Source organism: Gilliamella sp. B14384G10 (genome assembly GCF_016101685.1).
Lineage (GTDB): Bacteria > Pseudomonadota > Gammaproteobacteria > Enterobacterales > Orbaceae > Gilliamella > Gilliamella apis_A.
Genome location: NZ_JACFQA010000001.1, coordinates 515,939 through 533,840, shown reverse-complemented (window position 1 = coordinate 533,840; position 17,902 = coordinate 515,939). Strand labels below are relative to the sequence as shown.

Genomic DNA, 17,902 nt, shown 5'->3' with positions numbered 1-17,902 from the left:
AGACAAGCTCTTGCTAAGGTTAATAGTAAAGACAGACTTCATTTAAATATAGGTGATCAAGGGTTACTAACACGGCATATAGAGGATAAAGGCAATCATCTCAAAGGGTTAGATAAAATCATTTTACAACGGCCTGTTCAAATGCCTAATCGGTGGATAAGAGCTTTAGGCAATATCGCTGAAATCCATAAAAACATGAAGCCAGTTTTTACAATAAAAGGACCTCAAGCACAAATGTTTGTGAGTACTCTACCTAATGTAACGAGTAAAAATCAATCTGGTTGGCTTGTACTATCGCGTTCAGGTATTAAATTAATGCCTAGAAGCGATACGCATAGTGTTTATATATCTGGCTTGCATCGTCTTAATGCACTTAAACGTCTAATAACTAATATTATAAGTTTAACCTTTTACTGTTTGCAAAATAACGAGCAGGGGCCATGCATGATTGAAGTAAGCCTTTTGGGCGCTCGTTTAACACTCAGCTTAACAGCTGAAGCATGGCAAGGATATTCTGGTGAAGGAGCATTGTTAACCTCTTTAGTTTCATCAGCAGAACAAAAAGATTCAAAAATAGTGAATGATCTTTTACAGTTTGATGCGCTTATTAATAAAGAACAATTGTCAAATGCTTCAGCATTAGAGGATTATCGCATTGAGCGGGCACTTGCTTATCTTGCCGTTTGTGGAAAACTTGGGTTTGATGCATATGAAGGTTCTTATTTTCATCGCGAGTTACCAGAAGATCCGAACCGAGTTTTAAAAGATAACCCACGGCTTATTGGTGCGTATAAATTAGTTGATCGGATCGAAAAAATTGATGAGATGACATGGATAGTCAATTCTACAGATGATAGTTATCGAGTGTCTATTCCAACAAATCAATTGAATTGCAATCCTCAATGTACATGTAGTTGGTATCTTAAAAATCAACAGAAAAAAGGCCCCTGTAAGCACGTTTTAGCTGTACAAATCAAGGAAGGTATTTATGAACTCTAAGCTTGAAGAAGCCGTCGCTATTTTTAACTCTTTGGGATGGGAAAAAGTAACTATAGATACCATATTACAGCAACCACTAGGAACAAAAGAACAACAAAAAATTGCGCTGAATGGTCTAAAAAATGGAGACTGGGAGCGTCTTATTAAAAGAGAAGCGAACAGTACTTACACCAATGAAGGATATATTGAATGCAATCTCAAACATATTACATTGTATGCTATTAGGATTGGAGTTTCTATCACCCGTGCTCTAGAGTTTGCTTATTTTGCTGATAGGCCATTATTACTGCCTATTATTAAGGATAAGGGTGAAAAGTATGCGACTAACTTTATCAGCAAAGCTTGCGTATCCAGAAGAAGAGTATTTGAACACTCTTCAAGTGTATTTGGTGATATTGCAGTTCAACTTGTTGATCAGTTAAATTTAGCTATTCCTGAAAGCTACGAATATATGAAAGATTGGGCCGTTTATGCTGCTTTGTCCATGGGATTACCTGCTGAAGACTATTCTAGAGCAGTATCGACACAAGAGTTACCAACACAAGAACAAATAAAACGCAGGTTTTCTGAGCATATTAAAATAGCGATTGCCGTCAATGTACCTGCAACCGGACCATTCTTTTCTGTATTTATCGAAGGTGTTAAACAAGGTTGGCTCTCAAAACACGATGCAATAGAGTTTATCTTTTTTGCGTTAGATAATGCTATTCGACCTGGGGATAGAAAGGTTTGGGTTAGTGCTATAGATGAGTTGGGGATAAGTACTACAACGTTACATGAAAGAGCAGCAATTTTGATTCCTTTACTTGCCAAAGGTGAATCAAGTGTAATTGCAAAAATTGCTCCTATATTGATTGAGAATGTTGATGATGAACTTTTAAATGAGGTAATGATAGCCTCATTTTCAGCAAAGGTTAAATCAACAAAACAGTTAGTTTTGAAAACAGCAATGACAAGAGTAGCCCCTAATGATGTAGCGCAACTCACACCATGGCTGGCGATATGGTGTGATGATAAAGATAAATCTATTGCAAAGTTAGCTCGTCAATTGGCTAACCATTGGCAACTCAATTATGCACAAATTGAAGAAAGTCATACACAGGACATTAAACATCTTTGGCAAAAAACACCATCTTTATGGATATGTCCTCAATTTGATTGGGGAGAAGTTACACCTCAAGCACTAACAGAGCTTGCCAGTGAACTAGTTAATCGAAGAGAGTTTGTTTGTGATACTGTTGCTGAAAGATTTTTAGCTGTTGCAAATAAGATCGCTTATACCGATCCTCAATCGGCTAAAACAAGTTTGGCTGGATTGAAAACAATATCTTTTGATGTGCTATTTTATTTAATTGCTTGTTGGGTGAAAGGAATCGAACCTGAAGGCTATTGGGGCGCTGATCAGAAAGATATGGTACATGAAGTATTGCATGCTCGTAATTATGTAGTTTGTAAAAATTTAGATCAATTACCTTGTATTTTATCAACTCCCAGTAAGAGTGATCTTTCAATTACAGTTGATGATCTTTGTAAACGGCTAGAAAAATATCAGAAAAATAATATTCATGCACTTGAAGCAGATATATTTTTAGCTTTAACTCGTTTGGATACCAAAACACAAAGTAGTAAAAATTTAAACTTATTAAAAACGTTAAAGGTTGATGTCATTTTACAATCAGGTAAAAAAATGCCTGTTAACGCTGGTGACATAGTTTTAGCTTATCTTGATTGCCCTGTAAAAGAAGTTTTATTAGATTATAATGAGGAATATTTTGGGGATATAAAAATTCCAACCACTCCATCATTACAATACTTTCCTAAACGGTTTGATTCTTTACGTGATTTGACTACTAGTGCATTTTCTGTGTTTCCGCTCTGGGGTGATGCGGCTATACGACTGAGTGTTTCCTCATTCAATGAAATGGAGCATGCCAAAGGCCTCATTTTTAGGCAAATTGCAAAACGGCAAATACCGTTTACTGCTGGTGTTGCAATGAATATTCTCGCTGCACAGCGTTCAGCATCACCCCGTGCTATAGCTGATATAGCCTTAGCCGTGAATGAGGCATGGGAAAGAGGTTTGCTTATACCAGGAATTGCTGATGTTTTCTTACTAGACTGGATAAATAGCACTCCTTCTAAATTAGTTAGCTTAGTTGCAACGCTGTCAAATATTGCTCAGCAAGGGCTTTTATCAGTTGTATGGCCAATTTTAGACGAATTAATTTTAGCCTCTTTAAAAGCGCCGAGATTACGAGTGGGAACTGATGAAATTGTAAATGCTATAGCAGAATTTTTACCCGAAGTTCAGTTTGCAGTTACCAATGGACTTGCGTCGCCAAATCAACTGGATCTTTTAGGTTTGAGAACTTTAGCTGAAAAAACAGGCAGTTCACGGGTAATCAATGTAGCAAAATATATTATTACTCAATTACCAGACATTAAGTCTGTTAAATCAAAAAAATCTAATGAAGTTAATGTAACTGATTTTGATAAAATTTGGCCTAAAAAAGAAAAAAACATTCCGGTACTTGATGATGGCGCTATTATCTCAATTGATTTATTTGAGCAAAGCAAATCTAATTCCGCTTTCATTTTTACATTGAAACTACCAGATATTAATGACCGAGTTTTTCATATAGTAAAAACAAATTGGTTTTTTGATTTAGAAGAAGGGCAATGTCAAGCATATCCAGCCCCCATAGAACACCCTAAATTTACAACGGATAGCCAAAAAAGTGTTTATTTGCATTGGGATAATGATAAAAAAGCCTTACTGGTCAGCAAATATCGAAATTGGTTAAAAAATGAAGATGGCCCATTGTCTAGTACAAAAATACCAGCATTATCAAATGTTTCATTATTTCTAAATTGGCTAAGTAATAAATATGAACCATTATCTAGTACAGAAATACCCGCATTATCGAATACTTTATTAATGGTTGTTATTGGGCTTCTTGCTCAAGATGGCGAGGGTGCCTATTTTGCTGAAAATTATGTTTTAACGGGTCGTATTAATGACGGAACTGTTCGTAGAGCAATTTTACTATTTTTAAAAAATCCCATTGTAAGTCCTGCAAAACTTATTAGGTCATTAGAAAAAGAAATTAAATTTTTACCGCTACTTTGGCCTATTTTAATTGAATGTGTTCGTTTTGTTGGTAATCTTGTTAGTCGAGGGGAAAAAATACCAGTCTGGACAAATCGTATTTTAGATATATCGTTACAGTATGCTGCTTATTTGAAAGAAGCTGCATTGCGTGGTTACATAACAAACAAAGATGCTAAATGGGAAGGTCTACATACAATAGCTTCATCTAAATTAAAGTCAGCAGCAGTTGCGAAAGCAAAACAGTTGCAAGAAGATTTAAATATTAACCTTTAATCAAAGACTGTTACAGTACTATTAAATGTATATTTATTTTGTTATTTCTAGTGCATCATGAACTTTAATGCCTAAATAGGATGTTATACTTTTGTAGTAGTATGTCTATTTAGGCAATAGTTTTTTAGTTAGAATGAGCCTTAAGCATAGCTAACCCCTTTATCCATAGTCACCCAAACGAGAGTGCTTTATTAATCCCAAAATATTAATATGATGGTATACACTCCTCAATTATTTTTACATATAAATGATGGAGTGATACTACAGGGAAGAAAGATAACTAACACTTCAATAAAAATGACTTATCCTGAAATCAGTTATTTCTTTACCAAAAAATTCCAGATAGAATACTTGCAAATATATATTTTTTATATAGTTATATTCTCGGTTAAACGTATATTGATTAAATTTAATTTTTTATCATAATAACGATGTGTATGAGGAATAGGTGTTCCTCTAGTTTTGTACTCAATATGAAAATGTAACATACTATCTTCAATATTTATCAAGTGTATTTTTTCCATATTCGGATGCATTGTTAATTGTTTACATAATGATTCAAAAGAGCAATTAGTCATTTTATCTAATTTGGAAAGTATTAACTCAGTCTTAATTCATCAAGGTATAAGTGCTTGCGAACTCTTGATACAGCTCAATGGTATTGCGATTAATCAAATGCAATCTTTGGTCAATATTTCTGAAATGAAGAATCTTATATTCAGTTAGTAGTATATAAACGATAATACATTGTATTTTAGGTATGTAATGCCTGAAATACGCTGTACAAACAGTAATGTTTTCCGCATATAGTGTCTTTATTATCAATTATTAAAGCTCGTTTCAGTTGTGATGGTCTCAGCCCCAAACTAGATAAACATGTTCTGCTAAAATGAGCCGAATCAGAAAATCCCATATCATTGGCTAATTTTGTCAGTGTTGTAGAGGAGTCGAGTGTATCAATTACATCCTGTAATCTTTTCCACAATAGATAACCCCTGAAATTAATACCCAACTCAGAACGAAAAAGATGAAGAAAGCGACTTTCAGAAAGGTGTATTTTTTCGGCGATTTCCCTCGATGAAATTTGCTTTATGGGTAATGATGAAATAATAGAGACTGCTTTATTAATGCGGTTATCTTGATCACATGAACAATTAGGATCTGACTCACGTAATAACTTATAGACGTGATAAAGATCAAATGGTTGGCTAATCGTAACAGATTTCATAAAATAACTGGCAATTTTTAATGCTTCTTCTTTAGTTAGAAAATAAACAGGATTAGTTTCAGTAAAATGCGATAATAAGTGATAATAGGGATTTTCTGGGTCAATAAGCAAATTAATACAACAGACATCTGGTGCGCTCAGTTTATGAGGAACATTTGATTGAATAATAAAACCAAACACCTCTTTTTTTTCATCTGGTGTTTCTAGCTCAAAAGACATATTGTGCAATGATATTGTCAATTGAAGAGAAGGGTGACGATGCCAATCCGTCGTGATATTGTTTATAAAAAGCAATGTAGATAAATTTTGTCGGTGCACTTTAACTAACAGATCATTGTCTAACATGATATTTTATCCTTGCTAAATAAACATCCTTGCCATCAAAAACAGTAACATAAACCATATGTAAAGACTATATATACGTAATTCGATTAACTAAAACTAACTAAAGGATAACACACATCATATATAAAGTTAATCAAGAACAATACAAACGTATTTTTGGCTATTTTAAACCTATCACCAAGAACTTTATTATAGGATCTCAAAATATTTCGCTATCTTTTAGCCATTTTCAGTAGATAATTTTAATATTAATAATTTTGATGATTTACCATTAAAATTAAAAAAAGATATTCAATACATTCCAGTAAGGAGAAAAATAGAGTTCTTAGCTGGTAGAGTGTTTTCTGCTATGGCATTAGAAAACTTATTGCGTGAGGGAGAATATTACTGGAGACTAAAAAGTTCCAACGGAGCCATTTTATGACCTAAAAACATAGCTGGTTCAATATCTCACTCTAATAATTTTGTAACTGCGGTTACAATAAAACACTCAAATGAGGTTTAAAGCATAGGCGTTGATATAGAAAAAATAATGTCCACTCAAAAAACAATTGATTTAAGTCAAACGATCTTAAAATGCCTACTCCCAGTGACATGATAATGGACATAACACATTACATTACTTTAGTATTTTCAGCCCAAGAGAGTTTATATAAGGCGTTTAGCTCAACTGGTATTACACTTTCATATGAAAATATTTTTTGCATAGGTATAAACAAAGAAAAAAAACATGTACATTACATGTAGGTAATCCGATCAATAAAGTTTTTGAAGTTCATTTTTATTTTTCAAAATATCATAATCTTGTTATGACTTACGTACTTATCTAACCAACTATTTTTCTATTTCATTCTTTGATGTAATGGTTGATTTTGCAAACCAAACAACTATGATTAATAGTATAAAAATAATTCCATATAGCCAAAAAATTTCGTTGGTTGCGATTACCAGCCCCTGATTAGTAATATTTTGTGCTAGTTTTGCCGAAGCTTGAGTTTCAGAAAAACCTTGCAACTGAAACTGCTGATAAGTGTATTCTAGCGTTTGTATATTTTGATTCATTAGATCAGTTAGTTGGTTGTGATGAATTGCTTCGCGATGTTCCCATAATGAATTTGTTAAAGAAGTACCAATGGAAGTAGATAATGTTCTAAAAAAATTAAATAAACTTCCTGCTGCCGCTAACTTGTGAGAAGGTATATCAGTTAAAATTATTATATTCAAAGGCATAACAAAGCAAGCTATCGCAAATCCTTGAAAGAATTGGGGCCATGCTGAACTCGAAAAATCCATATTAGGCTCAAACGAGTAAGCTCTCCAAAAAAAGCACAAAGCAAAAACAATGAAACCAAAAGTCACAAGCTTCCTCATATCTAAATAAGGAACCAAACGGCCGACAATTGGAGCAAGAACGATAGGAACTAAACCGATGGGAGACAATGCTAATCCAGCCCACGTTGCAGTATAACCAAAAACTCGTTGTAATAGCTGTGGTTGCATAACTAATGTTCCTATATGTAGCAAAAATGCCAAACTTATGCAAATCGTCCCTACTGTAAAATTTCTTGATCTAAATAAAGATAGATCAACAATAGGATGATTCGATGTCATTTCCCAAAGAACAAAAAAAGAAAGTGTTACTAACGCTATCACAGATAAAATAATAATTTCAGATGAATTAAACCAATCCAGTTCTTTTCCTCTATCTAAAATAAGCTGTAAACTACCAACACCAAATATTAATAAAGCAAGCCCGATAGTATCTATTCGAGATTTACTTATTTCTGTTTCTCGTCCTTTTAATAATATTCTAATACTTATCCATGCTATTAGACCAATTGGCACATTTAGTAAAAAAATCCAGCCCCAAAATAAATTGTCACTTATCCATCCACCCAAAATAGGTCCGCAGACGGGAGCAATAATAATAGTCATCGACCATATTGCTAAAGACATATTTTTTTTGGAATCTGGAGAGTTAGCTAATAATAAGCTTTGAGAAAGAGGAATAATTGGTCCAGAAACCGCACCTTGTAGTACTCGTGAAATAATTAACATTTCAAGGCTGTTGGACACACCACATAACCAAGAAGCAAATACAAACAACAAAATTGAAAACAAAAATAATTTAACTTCCCCAAAGTACTTAGCTAGCCATCCAGATAAAGGAATTGAAATGGCATTGGATACGGCAAATGATGTAATTACCCATGTTGCTTGACTACTTGATGTTCCTAGGTTTCCAGCAATAGTAGAGAGAGCTACATTGGCAATTGTTAAATCTAAAATTTGTAAGAAGGCCACTGTTGCCAATGCAACAATAAGCCCAATTAATTTTGCACCTGATAGATATAATGGTGACATTTTATGATTCACTGAATATTACTCTCTAAAATTAAGTTATTTTGCATAATTTCTCGTACTAGTTGCTCGAATTCATCTAAGTCGTAAGCAAGTACATCTGTTTGATATTTAATTTCTTGAGGTGAAATATCAGTAAGTAATTTTCCACTTACATCACTGGTATCCACTGTTACATACATAGATAACCCTACCCGTAATGGATATTCCTTAATTTGCTCTTTATTCAATTCAATACGAACAGGTAAACGCTGAACTACTTTAATCCAATTTCCTGTTGCATTTTGTGCTGGTAATAACGAAAATGCACTTCCCGTTCCCATAGCAATTCCTGTAATCACCCCGTCGAATTTAATATCATCTCCATAAAAATCACTAGTTAACTTAACTTTTTGTCCTAATCGAATGTGTTTTAGTTGAACTTCTTTAAAGTTAGCTTCTACCCAAACTTGATCCAAAGGAACAATAACTAATAATCGTTCTCCTCTATTAACCTGTGTTCCAACTTGGACTTGGCGCCTCGAAACATATCCAGTGACAGGGGAAACAATTGTTACTCGTTTTAAGTTAAGCCAAGCTTCCTTTAGTTTAGAAATAGCTTGTTGAATACGTGGCTGTTCTAATAATGAATTCTGCATTAATAGGGCATTATTAATTTCTAACTCTTGCTTGGAAATTTTTAAGTCATTTAACGCAATTAATACATCTTGCCTAGCATGCTCTATTTCTTCTTTTGAAATAGCATTACGAGACCAAAGGCCTTCTCTCCGAGCTAAATCTTTTTCTAATTTATCTAATGTCGCTTGCTTTAATTGAATACTTGCTGACAATTTTTCAGTTGTCAGTTTGATCTGTTGAATTTCTCTTATTACCTTGGCTAATTCATTTTTTGCATAACTAAAATTATTTTCAGCATCAATTGATTCTAATTGAGCGATAACATCTTTTTTTCTTACAAAGTCATTATCATCAACGTAAATGGAGGAGATTCCTCCGCTTATTTGAGTATGAATTGGAATTTGATTTCCCATAACATACGCATTATCTGTAGATTCTGTAAACCGAGAAAACATGTACCAAAAAATGAAATATCCTATCCCTGAAACAAGGAAAATAACAGATAAAATAATCAATTTTTTATATCGTGTTAAACCATTGAATTGTCGGTCATCGGTGTTGTTTTCCATCGTACACTCCATTTACATCTTTTATTTTAATCATTGCTTCTATGAACAGCATCACAAAATACTGTTTCATTAAGCAGACATTCCACCATCAATAACTAGAGTTTGACCCGTAATATAATTACCCTCACAACCGAGTAAAAAATTCACAGACATAGCCACTTCCATATTATTTTTTATTATGTTACTCCATCTCTTGTTTGGTTATTAGATTGTGAAAAGTTAACGACATTATATAAATGGGTGACTAATATTGTCTTGAACAAATAAGCTGACTTCATTTTATAAAATAAAATTATTGATTTATTTAACTCTTTATATTTCAAATAGTTATTTATTCCTTGACAATTATTTTCATTTAAAAAAAAGAATGAGAGATCTAATATAGCTAGTTTATTCAATTAAATAACCTTTGAATTGATACACGCTCACCCAACATATATCTATTAGAGGATAAAATTCATGACTTACGACAGTGTAATCATTGGTGCTGGGCAAGCTGAACTGTGTTTATCATCATTTCTGACTAAAAAAATATCACTGTTCTTATATTAGAAATGGAAATACATGATTTTTACATGGAAAAAGTGACGGAGAAGAAATTGATGGCTCTAATCACTATAGAAAACAAGCTGTATCGCCTTACGTTATGCCTATATATGTGAATAAATTAATAAGAAAAATAAAAAAAGATTCTAAAGTAGATATAAAATCATTCTATGTTAGTGAAAAAAATATGGCCGATAGATTTAAAAGAGATATAAAAAGCAAAATAACATCCAATCCTGCTTTCAGACAATCAAACCAAGACGTTTTTATGGAAGTCGGTGGGGAGAATTTTCTGGTTATTAAAAATAATAAGCCTACATGTGCAACAGGAAATGCAGCAACATGTAGAGCAATAAGATATTTAGTGATATCAAATAAAATTTTTGATAATTATATATCTCATATTGGAGTTTTCCCTCTTTGTTCATTGGATAATGTATTAAATGGGTATGGAGCTGCTACTTCTTTCTTTGGAAATCTCAATTTACCATGCTTGTTAGTTTTTTTTGGAAAATCATGTTTTGAGTAGTATATGAAAATAAAATTATTAATTAATGATATTAGAGGCTTCAAATTAAGCCCCAATAAAGGTGTTAGTTTTTATATTGAAGATGATAATACAAAAATTCTAATGGATTGTGGATCTGAATGGAGTGAAAATTTAACTCTAAATAACATAACTTATATAGTTTTATCACACGGTCATTATGATCATTCTGGTGGAATAAAACATGTAAATATAAATCAGGATGCATTAGAAAAAATAACGCTAATAGCACATCCTGATGCATTAGAAAAAAGATATGCCATCAATCCACTAAAAATTCGATCGGATGGCAGGTTATCCTTGGAAAAATTGAAAACAAAATTTGATATAAAGTTAACAACAGAAGCTATTTGGTTAACAAAAAAAATGGTATTTCTTGGTGATGTTGGTGGATGCAAATTACCCACAGGAATTATTAAAACTGATAATAAAATAAGGTTAGACTATATTAATGATGATTCTAGTTTAGTTTATTGTTCAGAAAAGGGATTAGTCATTATTACCGGATGCAATCATGCTGGTTTGAAGAAACATATAAATAAAGCTATCAGAATAACTGAGGATAAAAGAGTTTATGCAATAGTTGGTGGATTACATTTTAATGGGCTTTCTGTATTAAAATTACCATTCGTGCTTAGAATTTTAAAAAAAACAAATACGACTAATTTTTATACATGTCATTGTACAGGTAAAATTGCAGAAAAAATATTAAATTCAAAAAAAATGTCTACTGGTGATATATTAGAGTTTATATAATCTATATTTTTTGTCTTAATGATAGTGCGGTTATGTTAAACACTTTAAATATGTGATGGCTTGTTTGTCGACCAATCACTTTACGTCCAAATAAATATAACCATCCTTGTTTTCTTCAACTGTTTTTTTCTCTTAACAACTTTCGACAGTTGCGCGCTTCTTCTCTTACTTCTGACAAAGAAACAGTATGTGTAGCGCCAAGTCTGATTCAATGCGCTCTTTTTTAAATTAACACGAAATATCCAAGATTTGGCTCCCGCATGACTAACGCAAAGCCAAAGTCCACCTTCATCACTATAACAATCAGCTGTATTTATTTTTTTCACAGATAAAGCTGTCAGTTTTTCAATTAGCCTTGCCATGAATAATCCCCCAACATTTTTTTAATGTGTTGAATTATGTAGAACGAGATAGGCGCATTTAATAAAAAATACAAAACGGTCCAGTATTTTTATGTGGACGTTTTGGTACAAGTTCTAAGCGTGGATTGAAATGATTTACTCTGGATGAGCATAAGATTAATGAAAAAGTGGAAATAAAAAAATCCACGTAACCTCATGACTACCAAGATTCTAGTGGATTCTATTACATTGCAGTGGATTCTGCCATAAAAATAAATGGCGGAAGCGCAGAGATTCGAACTCTGGGAGGGTCGCCCCTCGCCGGTTTTCAAGACCGGTGCTTTCAACCGCTCAGCCACACTTCCGCAATGGCTGTGAATATTAAAGGAGACGGACTTGTTTGTAAATAGTAAATTTAATATTTTTTATCGACTGCTTTAATTTTCGCCAAATTCGGGCGAAATTCAGCAAAACTAGATTGTTTACTCGCCAAAACTAGTGTTGCAATCTTATTAATCGAGTATAATACGCAGCAAATATTAAGTTATGTTTTGAAAAATGTTAAATCAAATAGACACTGATGATAAAGGGTATTTAAAAAATTGGCAGGATTGGACTGTTGATTTAGTACCTGAATTAGCTACTTTAGAATCTATAGAGTTAACTGATGCTCACTGGGAAGTGATTTTATTTGTTCGTGATTTTTACTTAGAATATAAAACTTCACCAGCAATTCGTGCATTGGTTAAAGCAATGGAAAAAAAATTTGGTCCAGAAAAGGGCAATAGTCGCTATTTATATAAGTTATTTCCTGATGGTCCAGCTAAACAAGCAACTAAACTAGCAGGCTTACCAAAACCTGTTAAATGTATTTAAGTTAAGAGATAAATTAAACTCATGATTAGGTGGAAAATTCCATTTTTATTACTACTAGTGCTGGGTTATTTACAGTACTCATTGTGGTATGGGAAGAATAACATTTATGATTATCAAGAAAATGTGCAAATATTACAGAATCTGCATCGAGAGAATGATATGTTGAAAGCACGTAACGAACAGATGTTTGCGGAAGTTGACGATTTGCAGAAAGGCTATGAAGCGATTGAAGAAAGAGCGCGTAGCCATTTAGGTATGGTTAAAGCCAATGAGTATTTTTATCGAATAATTATTGATTCTAAAGCAAAATAATAAGGTATTACGTGACAAATAATAGTGATATTATCGCAATCGTTCCTGCGGCAGGAGTGGGTTGTCGCATGAAAAGCCAATTACCTAAACAATATCTAAAAATTGGTCCAATGACAATATTGGAACATACTATACAAAAATTGTTAACTCATCCCAATATTTCCTGTGTAGTGGTGGTTATCAGTCCTGAAGATAAGTTTTTTAATACACTTGAGCTCGCTTCGCAAGACAATGTTAAAATGGCCTATGGCGGTGAAACTCGAGCTGATTCTGTATTAGCAGGTTTGAATTTAGTCAATGATAACCAATGGGCCTTAGTTCATGATGCCGCAAGGCCATGTGTGACTCATGAAGATATTACAAAATTAATTAATCGAGTATTACAAGAAAATAAGGGTGGAATATTAGCAACACCACTAAGTGATACGATAAAACAAGCTTATAGAGATAATCAAACTGTTATTGATCACTCTATTGATCGAACTTATTTATGGGGCGCTGCTACGCCGCAATTATTTAATGCTGGTGAACTTAAAACATGTTTAAATAAAGCATTAAAAAATAACATTGCAATTACTGATGAAGCATCGGCTATAGAGTATTGTGGTGGTCATCCATTATTGGTGGAATGTCGTCGAGATAATATAAAAATTACTCGACCAGAAGATTTAAACTTAGCATCATTTTATTTAACTAATCAAAATTAATATAGGTAGATTATGCGAATCGGTCATGGGTTTGATGTCCATAAATTTGGTGGTGAAGGACCAATTATATTAGCTGGAGTGAAAATCCCTTATCAGTTTGGTCTTGTTGCTCATTCTGATGGTGATGTGGTTTTACATGCTATTACTGATGCATTAATTGGTGCATTGGCCTTAGGTGACATTGGTAAATTATTTCCAGATACAGATCCTAAATACAAAGGTATAGATAGCCGATTATTATTGAAAGAAGTGTATGGTATTATCCAATCTAAAGGTTATAAATTAATTAATTTAGATACGACCATTATTGCACAAGAACCGAAAATGAGACCTCATGTAGATCAAATGCGGGTTAATATTGCTGAAGATTTGCAAGTACATTTTGATCAGATTAGTGTTAAAGCAACGACGACTGAACAATTGGGTTTTACTGGCCGTAAAGAAGGTATAGCTTGTGAAGCCGTAGTGTTATTAGCAAAGAAATAGAGACAAATTAGACAATAGGCGATTACGTGTTAGCACAACTCAATTATTTTTATGGTAAACCAACAAGCTATGGTTTATATAAGCAACAATATGAAGATTTTATTGTTATCGAAGAACTAGGTTTTGATTTAACTGGTGAAGGTGAACATGTTTTAGTGTATCTCGAAAAGAAAGATTGTAATACGGTCTTTGTGGCTGAACAGTTAGCTAAATATGTTGGCATTTCAGCGAAAAATGTCAGTTATGCAGGCCTTAAAGATCGCCAAGCAGTCACCCAACAATGGTTTAGTCTACATATGCCTGGCCAAGATACTCCAGATTTTTCACAATTTGATTTAACTGGCTGTCAAATATTGCAGGTTACTCGGCATAATAAAAAATTGAAAATAGGGGCTTTAAAAGGTAACCGATTTAAAATTGTTTTAAGAAATTTGACTGATAAACAAGAAGTCGAATCAAAATTAGACTTAATTAAACAGCATGGTGTTCCTAATTATTTTGGGGAACAACGATTTGGACGTGAGCAAAATAATATTAATCAAGCAATAAAGTGGGCCAATGGTGAAATTTCAGTTAAAGACCGTAAAAAAAGAAGCTTTTATCTTTCTGCGGCACGAAGTGCTATTTTTAATGATATAGTCAGTCAAAGGATTCAACGCCAGATTCAGCAAACAGTTATTGATGGGGATATATTACAATTATCAAAAAGTAATAGTTGGTTTTTGTCTAAAACTGAGGAATTATCACTTTTACAGCAACGTTTACAAAATGGTGAGATTAATATTACCGCTCCTTTGGTGGGAGATTCAGGATTAGGTACTGAATCTATTGCTTTAACATTTGAACAAAGTTGTTTGGAAAATTGGTTTTGTTTTACTGAGTTATTTAGAAAGGAACGCGTTGAAACTATGCGACGCTCAATATTGTTGCGCCCTGAGCAACTAGAGTGGCAATGGCGAGATGAAAATAACTTAGACATCAGTTTTTATTTACCTTCAGGTTGTTATGCAACAAGTGTATTACGTGAATTGATTATTGAAAATGAGTAACTAAAATGCAAAGTTTAAAAAGGCAGCGGTTGATTGACTTATTACGCCAGCAGGGCATAAAAGATGATCGTGTTTTAGAAGCTATAGCTTCAATACCACGTGAAAAGTTCGTTGATGAAGCGCTTTCACATCAAGCTTATGATGATTGCTCGTTACCTATTGGTAGTGGTCAAACTATTTCTCAACCTTATATTGTTGCTAAAATGACGGAGTTATTAAACTTAACGCCTAATGCAAAGGTACTTGAAATCGGTACTGGTTCAGGATATCAAACGGCAGTTTTAGCCAAGTTAGTAAATCATGTTTGTTCAGTAGAAAGAATTAAAAGTTTACAATGGAATACCAAACGAAGATTAAAATTACTAGATATCCATAATATTTCAACTCGTCATGGCAATGGTTGGCAAGGTTGGCCAGAACGAGGGCCATTTGATGGTATAATTGTAACTGCAGCGGCAACGGAAGTGCCTTCGAGTCTGCTGACACAACTAGCTGATAAAGGGCGGTTAGTATTACCTGTAGGTAAAAATCAGCAAACGTTACAATTAATTGAACGCGATGGTGATAATTTTATTACCAAGAATATAAGTGAAGTGAAATTCGTACCGCTTGTAGATGGCGATATAGAATAATGAAAAAGAAGCAAATAATTTGATTATTTGCTTCTTTTTCAATTTAACTATTCTCTTTCATTTATTAAAAATTAATTTTTCTTCTCTTTTTCATTTTGTTCGGAAAGTTTCCACTCACAAATACCGTATATTGCATTAAACAGATAAATTAAATACTGGGTTGCGATAACAATATTGTCAGTATAAATATTTAAACTAATAACTAATACATTTAATAAGACCCATAAATACCAATTGAAAGCATATCTCATCATTAATAAAAGTTGAGCAACTACGCCCAGACCGAATATAAAGCAGTTAGTAATAAGTTGGTAGGAGGTATTTATTGCGCCGATTTCATTAGTTAAATAAATATTGAAAAAAGCAGCCGCAATGAGGAATATTAACGCATATAAAAAGGCATTTTCATTTAAAGTACGAACTTTAACGCTTTTATTATTATCTAGATTTTTTTGCCAAGTTAATATGCCATAAATATGTGAGCCAAAATAGTAAAACGTTGGCAAACCCGCCCCAATATTGCCACCAAGGAAATTTGCACAACATTCAGCAATTACCGCTAGCATACCAAGCACATTACCTAAATTTTTTCGTTTTGCTAATAAGATCACACATAACAATCCTAAAAATGCACCAGCGTATGATACTGCATAGCGTAAATTGAAATCATTAATTGGATCCGTATATATATATGCTCCGGTGACACAGATAATACAAAACAATGGATAAAATTTATTGCGGCCAATAGCTATGGCAAAATGGCTTAATTTATTCATAATTATTACTCTTCATCATTAATAAGTTGATTGACTAGTTCGATACTTCGCAAATAACGCTCTTCATAATCTGGTGAATCAATTTGGATGTATTTGATATGATTTTTTTCTAACAATGAGATCAGTAATTGTTGAAAATCTTTTCGTTGTTTTGGACTGCCTAAACTTCTTAATCCATCAGCAACCCACGGTGTGTTATTACCTAATAAGATAACTAAATCGAATCGATAATTATTGATCATAGCTTGTAAAAAAGGATGTTCTTTACCTTCATATTTTTTACAAAATGCTTGAGTGGTAATAAAATCAGTATCAATAAATGACACTTTATTAGCATGTTTGATAGCAAAATCAATATATTGAGCATGCCCTAATGCAATTTTATCATAGTCAGCATATTGCAATGCACGTTCATCGCCACCAAGATGAGAAAATACATAATCACGGCCATATTCCCAAGCACTAGTGGTATTAAACATATTGGCTAATTTATTTACTAATGTCGATTTACCGCTTGATTCACCACCAAGAATAGCCACCGTTCTCACAAAAAATGGTCTCACTTCTGTTGGTATATATTGCCAATTTTTTAATGGGGCTTGACGAATTTGAGTACCACTGACTTGCATAAATTGCCGAGTAGGATCGATAAGTACTGTGTCTAAATCGAATAAATCTTTATACATGGCTACATCTTGTGGTTCACTTGAATAGACGCAACTAGGATTAATGCCTTTTTCTTTAAATAATTTTTTGACTCTATCACTCCATTCATTCCAACCATTTGGATAAGCCGGAATACCATCTTCTTCTAAAAGTTCAATATGGATATTTTTTTGATATTTGAATGTTTGTAGCAACCAACGAATCCTATCATTGATCGTTGGTTGGCGTGACATAGCACTTTCTTCAAATAACGCCATATCCCGGATGGTGTCGGAACAAAGAATAATATAAAGTTCATCAACTTGGCTAATTGCACGTTGAATCAAATAAATATGACCAGTATGCAATGGATAAAATTTTCCAAAAATCACTCCAACTTTTTTATTTTTGCTGGCTAAGTCTATTTGTAAATAATGATGCAGTGATTGTAATTTCTGTGCGCTTGGATTTTTAATTTTATCATTAATCAATTGGCTCAAATAACCTTTAGTCATTTGACAAGCATCAGCAACAGTCTGTAATGATAAGTTTTTGCGTTTTATGGCTGCTTTTAAATAATTGAAACCATCCATACCGCCTCCTTTTCGTTTTTTATTTGTTACAAAATTTACATTATTTTTTATAAATGTTCAATATACTAAACAAAAAATAAATATTTTTGATTTGTAATTTAAATCTTATGCTGATTAAATATAAAATAATG

General features: G+C 33.0%; 16 protein-coding genes, 1 tRNA gene and 1 pseudogene. 11 read left to right on the top strand and 7 right to left on the bottom strand.

Annotation, left to right across the window (positions count from 1 at the left end; translation table 11 throughout):
- Positions 1-141 precede the first annotated feature (141 nt).
- The 3 genes and pseudogenes from H3T54_RS02490 to H3T54_RS12035 all read left to right on the top strand — a co-directional run.
- The gene (locus H3T54_RS02490; RefSeq protein ID WP_198220747.1) at positions 142-999 is read left to right on the top strand and encodes an SWIM zinc finger family protein; all 858 of its coding nucleotides are present in this window, start codon (positions 142-144) and stop codon (positions 997-999) included.
- Positions 989-4,384, top strand: a complete 3,396-nt coding sequence (locus H3T54_RS02485) for a hypothetical protein (protein ID WP_198220745.1) — start codon at positions 989-991, stop codon at positions 4,382-4,384. The genes H3T54_RS02490 and H3T54_RS02485 overlap by 11 nt, the downstream gene beginning before the upstream one ends.
- A gap of 564 nt (positions 4,385-4,948) precedes the next feature.
- Positions 4,949-5,110 (top strand): annotated as a pseudogene (locus H3T54_RS12035) (KilA-N domain-containing protein); the annotation flags it as partial.
- 28 nt (positions 5,111-5,138) lie between these two features.
- Here the strand turns inward: H3T54_RS12035 and H3T54_RS02480 are convergent.
- The 3 genes from H3T54_RS02480 to H3T54_RS02470 all read right to left on the bottom strand — a co-directional run bounded on the left by H3T54_RS02480 (position 5,139) and on the right by H3T54_RS02470 (position 9,517).
- A complete protein-coding gene (locus tag H3T54_RS02480) occupies positions 5,139-5,957 on the bottom strand; it encodes a helix-turn-helix domain-containing protein (protein WP_198220743.1) in 819 nt (272 codons plus the stop codon).
- 834 nt (positions 5,958-6,791) lie between these two features.
- Positions 6,792-8,321, bottom strand: coding sequence for a DHA2 family efflux MFS transporter permease subunit (locus H3T54_RS02475; protein WP_198200573.1), 1,530 nt, complete (start codon positions 8,319-8,321; stop codon positions 6,792-6,794).
- A gap of 8 nt (positions 8,322-8,329) precedes the next feature.
- Positions 8,330-9,517, bottom strand: a complete 1,188-nt coding sequence (locus tag H3T54_RS02470; protein ID WP_198220741.1) for an efflux RND transporter periplasmic adaptor subunit — start codon at positions 9,515-9,517, stop codon at positions 8,330-8,332.
- Between the two features lie 646 nt (positions 9,518-10,163).
- Here H3T54_RS02470 and H3T54_RS02465 point away from each other — a divergent pair.
- Positions 10,164-10,580 (top strand): hypothetical protein, encoded by a 417-nt coding sequence (locus H3T54_RS02465; protein WP_198220739.1) that lies wholly within the window; start codon positions 10,164-10,166, stop codon positions 10,578-10,580.
- Between the two features lie 3 nt (positions 10,581-10,583).
- Entirely contained in the window at positions 10,584-11,354 is a 771-nt protein-coding gene (locus H3T54_RS02460; RefSeq protein WP_198220737.1) for an MBL fold metallo-hydrolase, read from the top strand.
- Between the two features lie 80 nt (positions 11,355-11,434).
- Here H3T54_RS02460 and H3T54_RS02455 read toward each other — a convergent pair whose 3' ends face one another.
- Complete coding sequence (locus H3T54_RS02455; protein ID WP_198220735.1) at positions 11,435-11,716, bottom strand: Arm DNA-binding domain-containing protein; 282 nt, start codon at positions 11,714-11,716, stop codon at positions 11,435-11,437.
- Between the two features lie 256 nt (positions 11,717-11,972).
- Positions 11,973-12,060: transfer RNA gene (locus tag H3T54_RS02450), tRNA-Ser, on the bottom strand.
- A gap of 193 nt (positions 12,061-12,253) precedes the next feature.
- Here H3T54_RS02450 and H3T54_RS02445 point away from each other — a divergent pair.
- Genes H3T54_RS02445 through H3T54_RS02420 form a run of 6 tightly spaced genes read left to right on the top strand, consistent with a single transcriptional unit; the run spans position 12,254 to position 15,757 of the window.
- Positions 12,254-12,571, top strand: coding sequence for a TusE/DsrC/DsvC family sulfur relay protein (locus H3T54_RS02445; RefSeq protein WP_034902173.1), 318 nt, complete (start codon positions 12,254-12,256; stop codon positions 12,569-12,571).
- 21 nt (positions 12,572-12,592) lie between these two features.
- A complete protein-coding gene (ftsB, locus tag H3T54_RS02440; RefSeq protein ID WP_198200554.1) occupies positions 12,593-12,883 on the top strand; it encodes a cell division protein FtsB in 291 nt (96 codons plus the stop codon).
- An 11-nt stretch (positions 12,884-12,894) separates the two neighbouring features.
- Positions 12,895-13,590, top strand: a complete 696-nt coding sequence (ispD, locus tag H3T54_RS02435) for a 2-C-methyl-D-erythritol 4-phosphate cytidylyltransferase (RefSeq protein ID WP_198220733.1) — start codon at positions 12,895-12,897, stop codon at positions 13,588-13,590.
- Positions 13,591-13,602: 12 nt separating this feature from the next.
- Entirely contained in the window at positions 13,603-14,076 is a 474-nt protein-coding gene (ispF, locus tag H3T54_RS02430) for a 2-C-methyl-D-erythritol 2,4-cyclodiphosphate synthase (RefSeq protein WP_198220731.1), read from the top strand.
- Positions 14,077-14,102: 26 nt separating this feature from the next.
- Positions 14,103-15,125 carry a tRNA pseudouridine(13) synthase TruD gene (truD, locus tag H3T54_RS02425; RefSeq protein WP_198220729.1) on the top strand — a complete coding sequence of 341 codons (1,023 nt, stop codon included), beginning with the start codon at positions 14,103-14,105 and terminating at the stop codon, positions 15,123-15,125.
- A gap of 5 nt (positions 15,126-15,130) precedes the next feature.
- Positions 15,131-15,757, top strand: a complete 627-nt coding sequence (locus H3T54_RS02420) for a protein-L-isoaspartate(D-aspartate) O-methyltransferase (RefSeq protein ID WP_198220727.1) — start codon at positions 15,131-15,133, stop codon at positions 15,755-15,757.
- A gap of 71 nt (positions 15,758-15,828) precedes the next feature.
- Here the strand turns inward: H3T54_RS02420 and pnuC are convergent, their stop codons facing one another.
- Together pnuC and nadR are read right to left on the bottom strand one after the other, a co-directional pair.
- Positions 15,829-16,533 (bottom strand): nicotinamide riboside transporter PnuC, encoded by a 705-nt coding sequence (pnuC, locus tag H3T54_RS02415; protein ID WP_110447413.1) that lies wholly within the window; start codon positions 16,531-16,533, stop codon positions 15,829-15,831.
- A gap of 5 nt (positions 16,534-16,538) precedes the next feature.
- A complete protein-coding gene (gene nadR, locus H3T54_RS02410) occupies positions 16,539-17,771 on the bottom strand; it encodes a multifunctional transcriptional regulator/nicotinamide-nucleotide adenylyltransferase/ribosylnicotinamide kinase NadR (protein ID WP_065614557.1) in 1,233 nt (410 codons plus the stop codon).
- Positions 17,772-17,902: the final 131 nt, after the last annotated feature.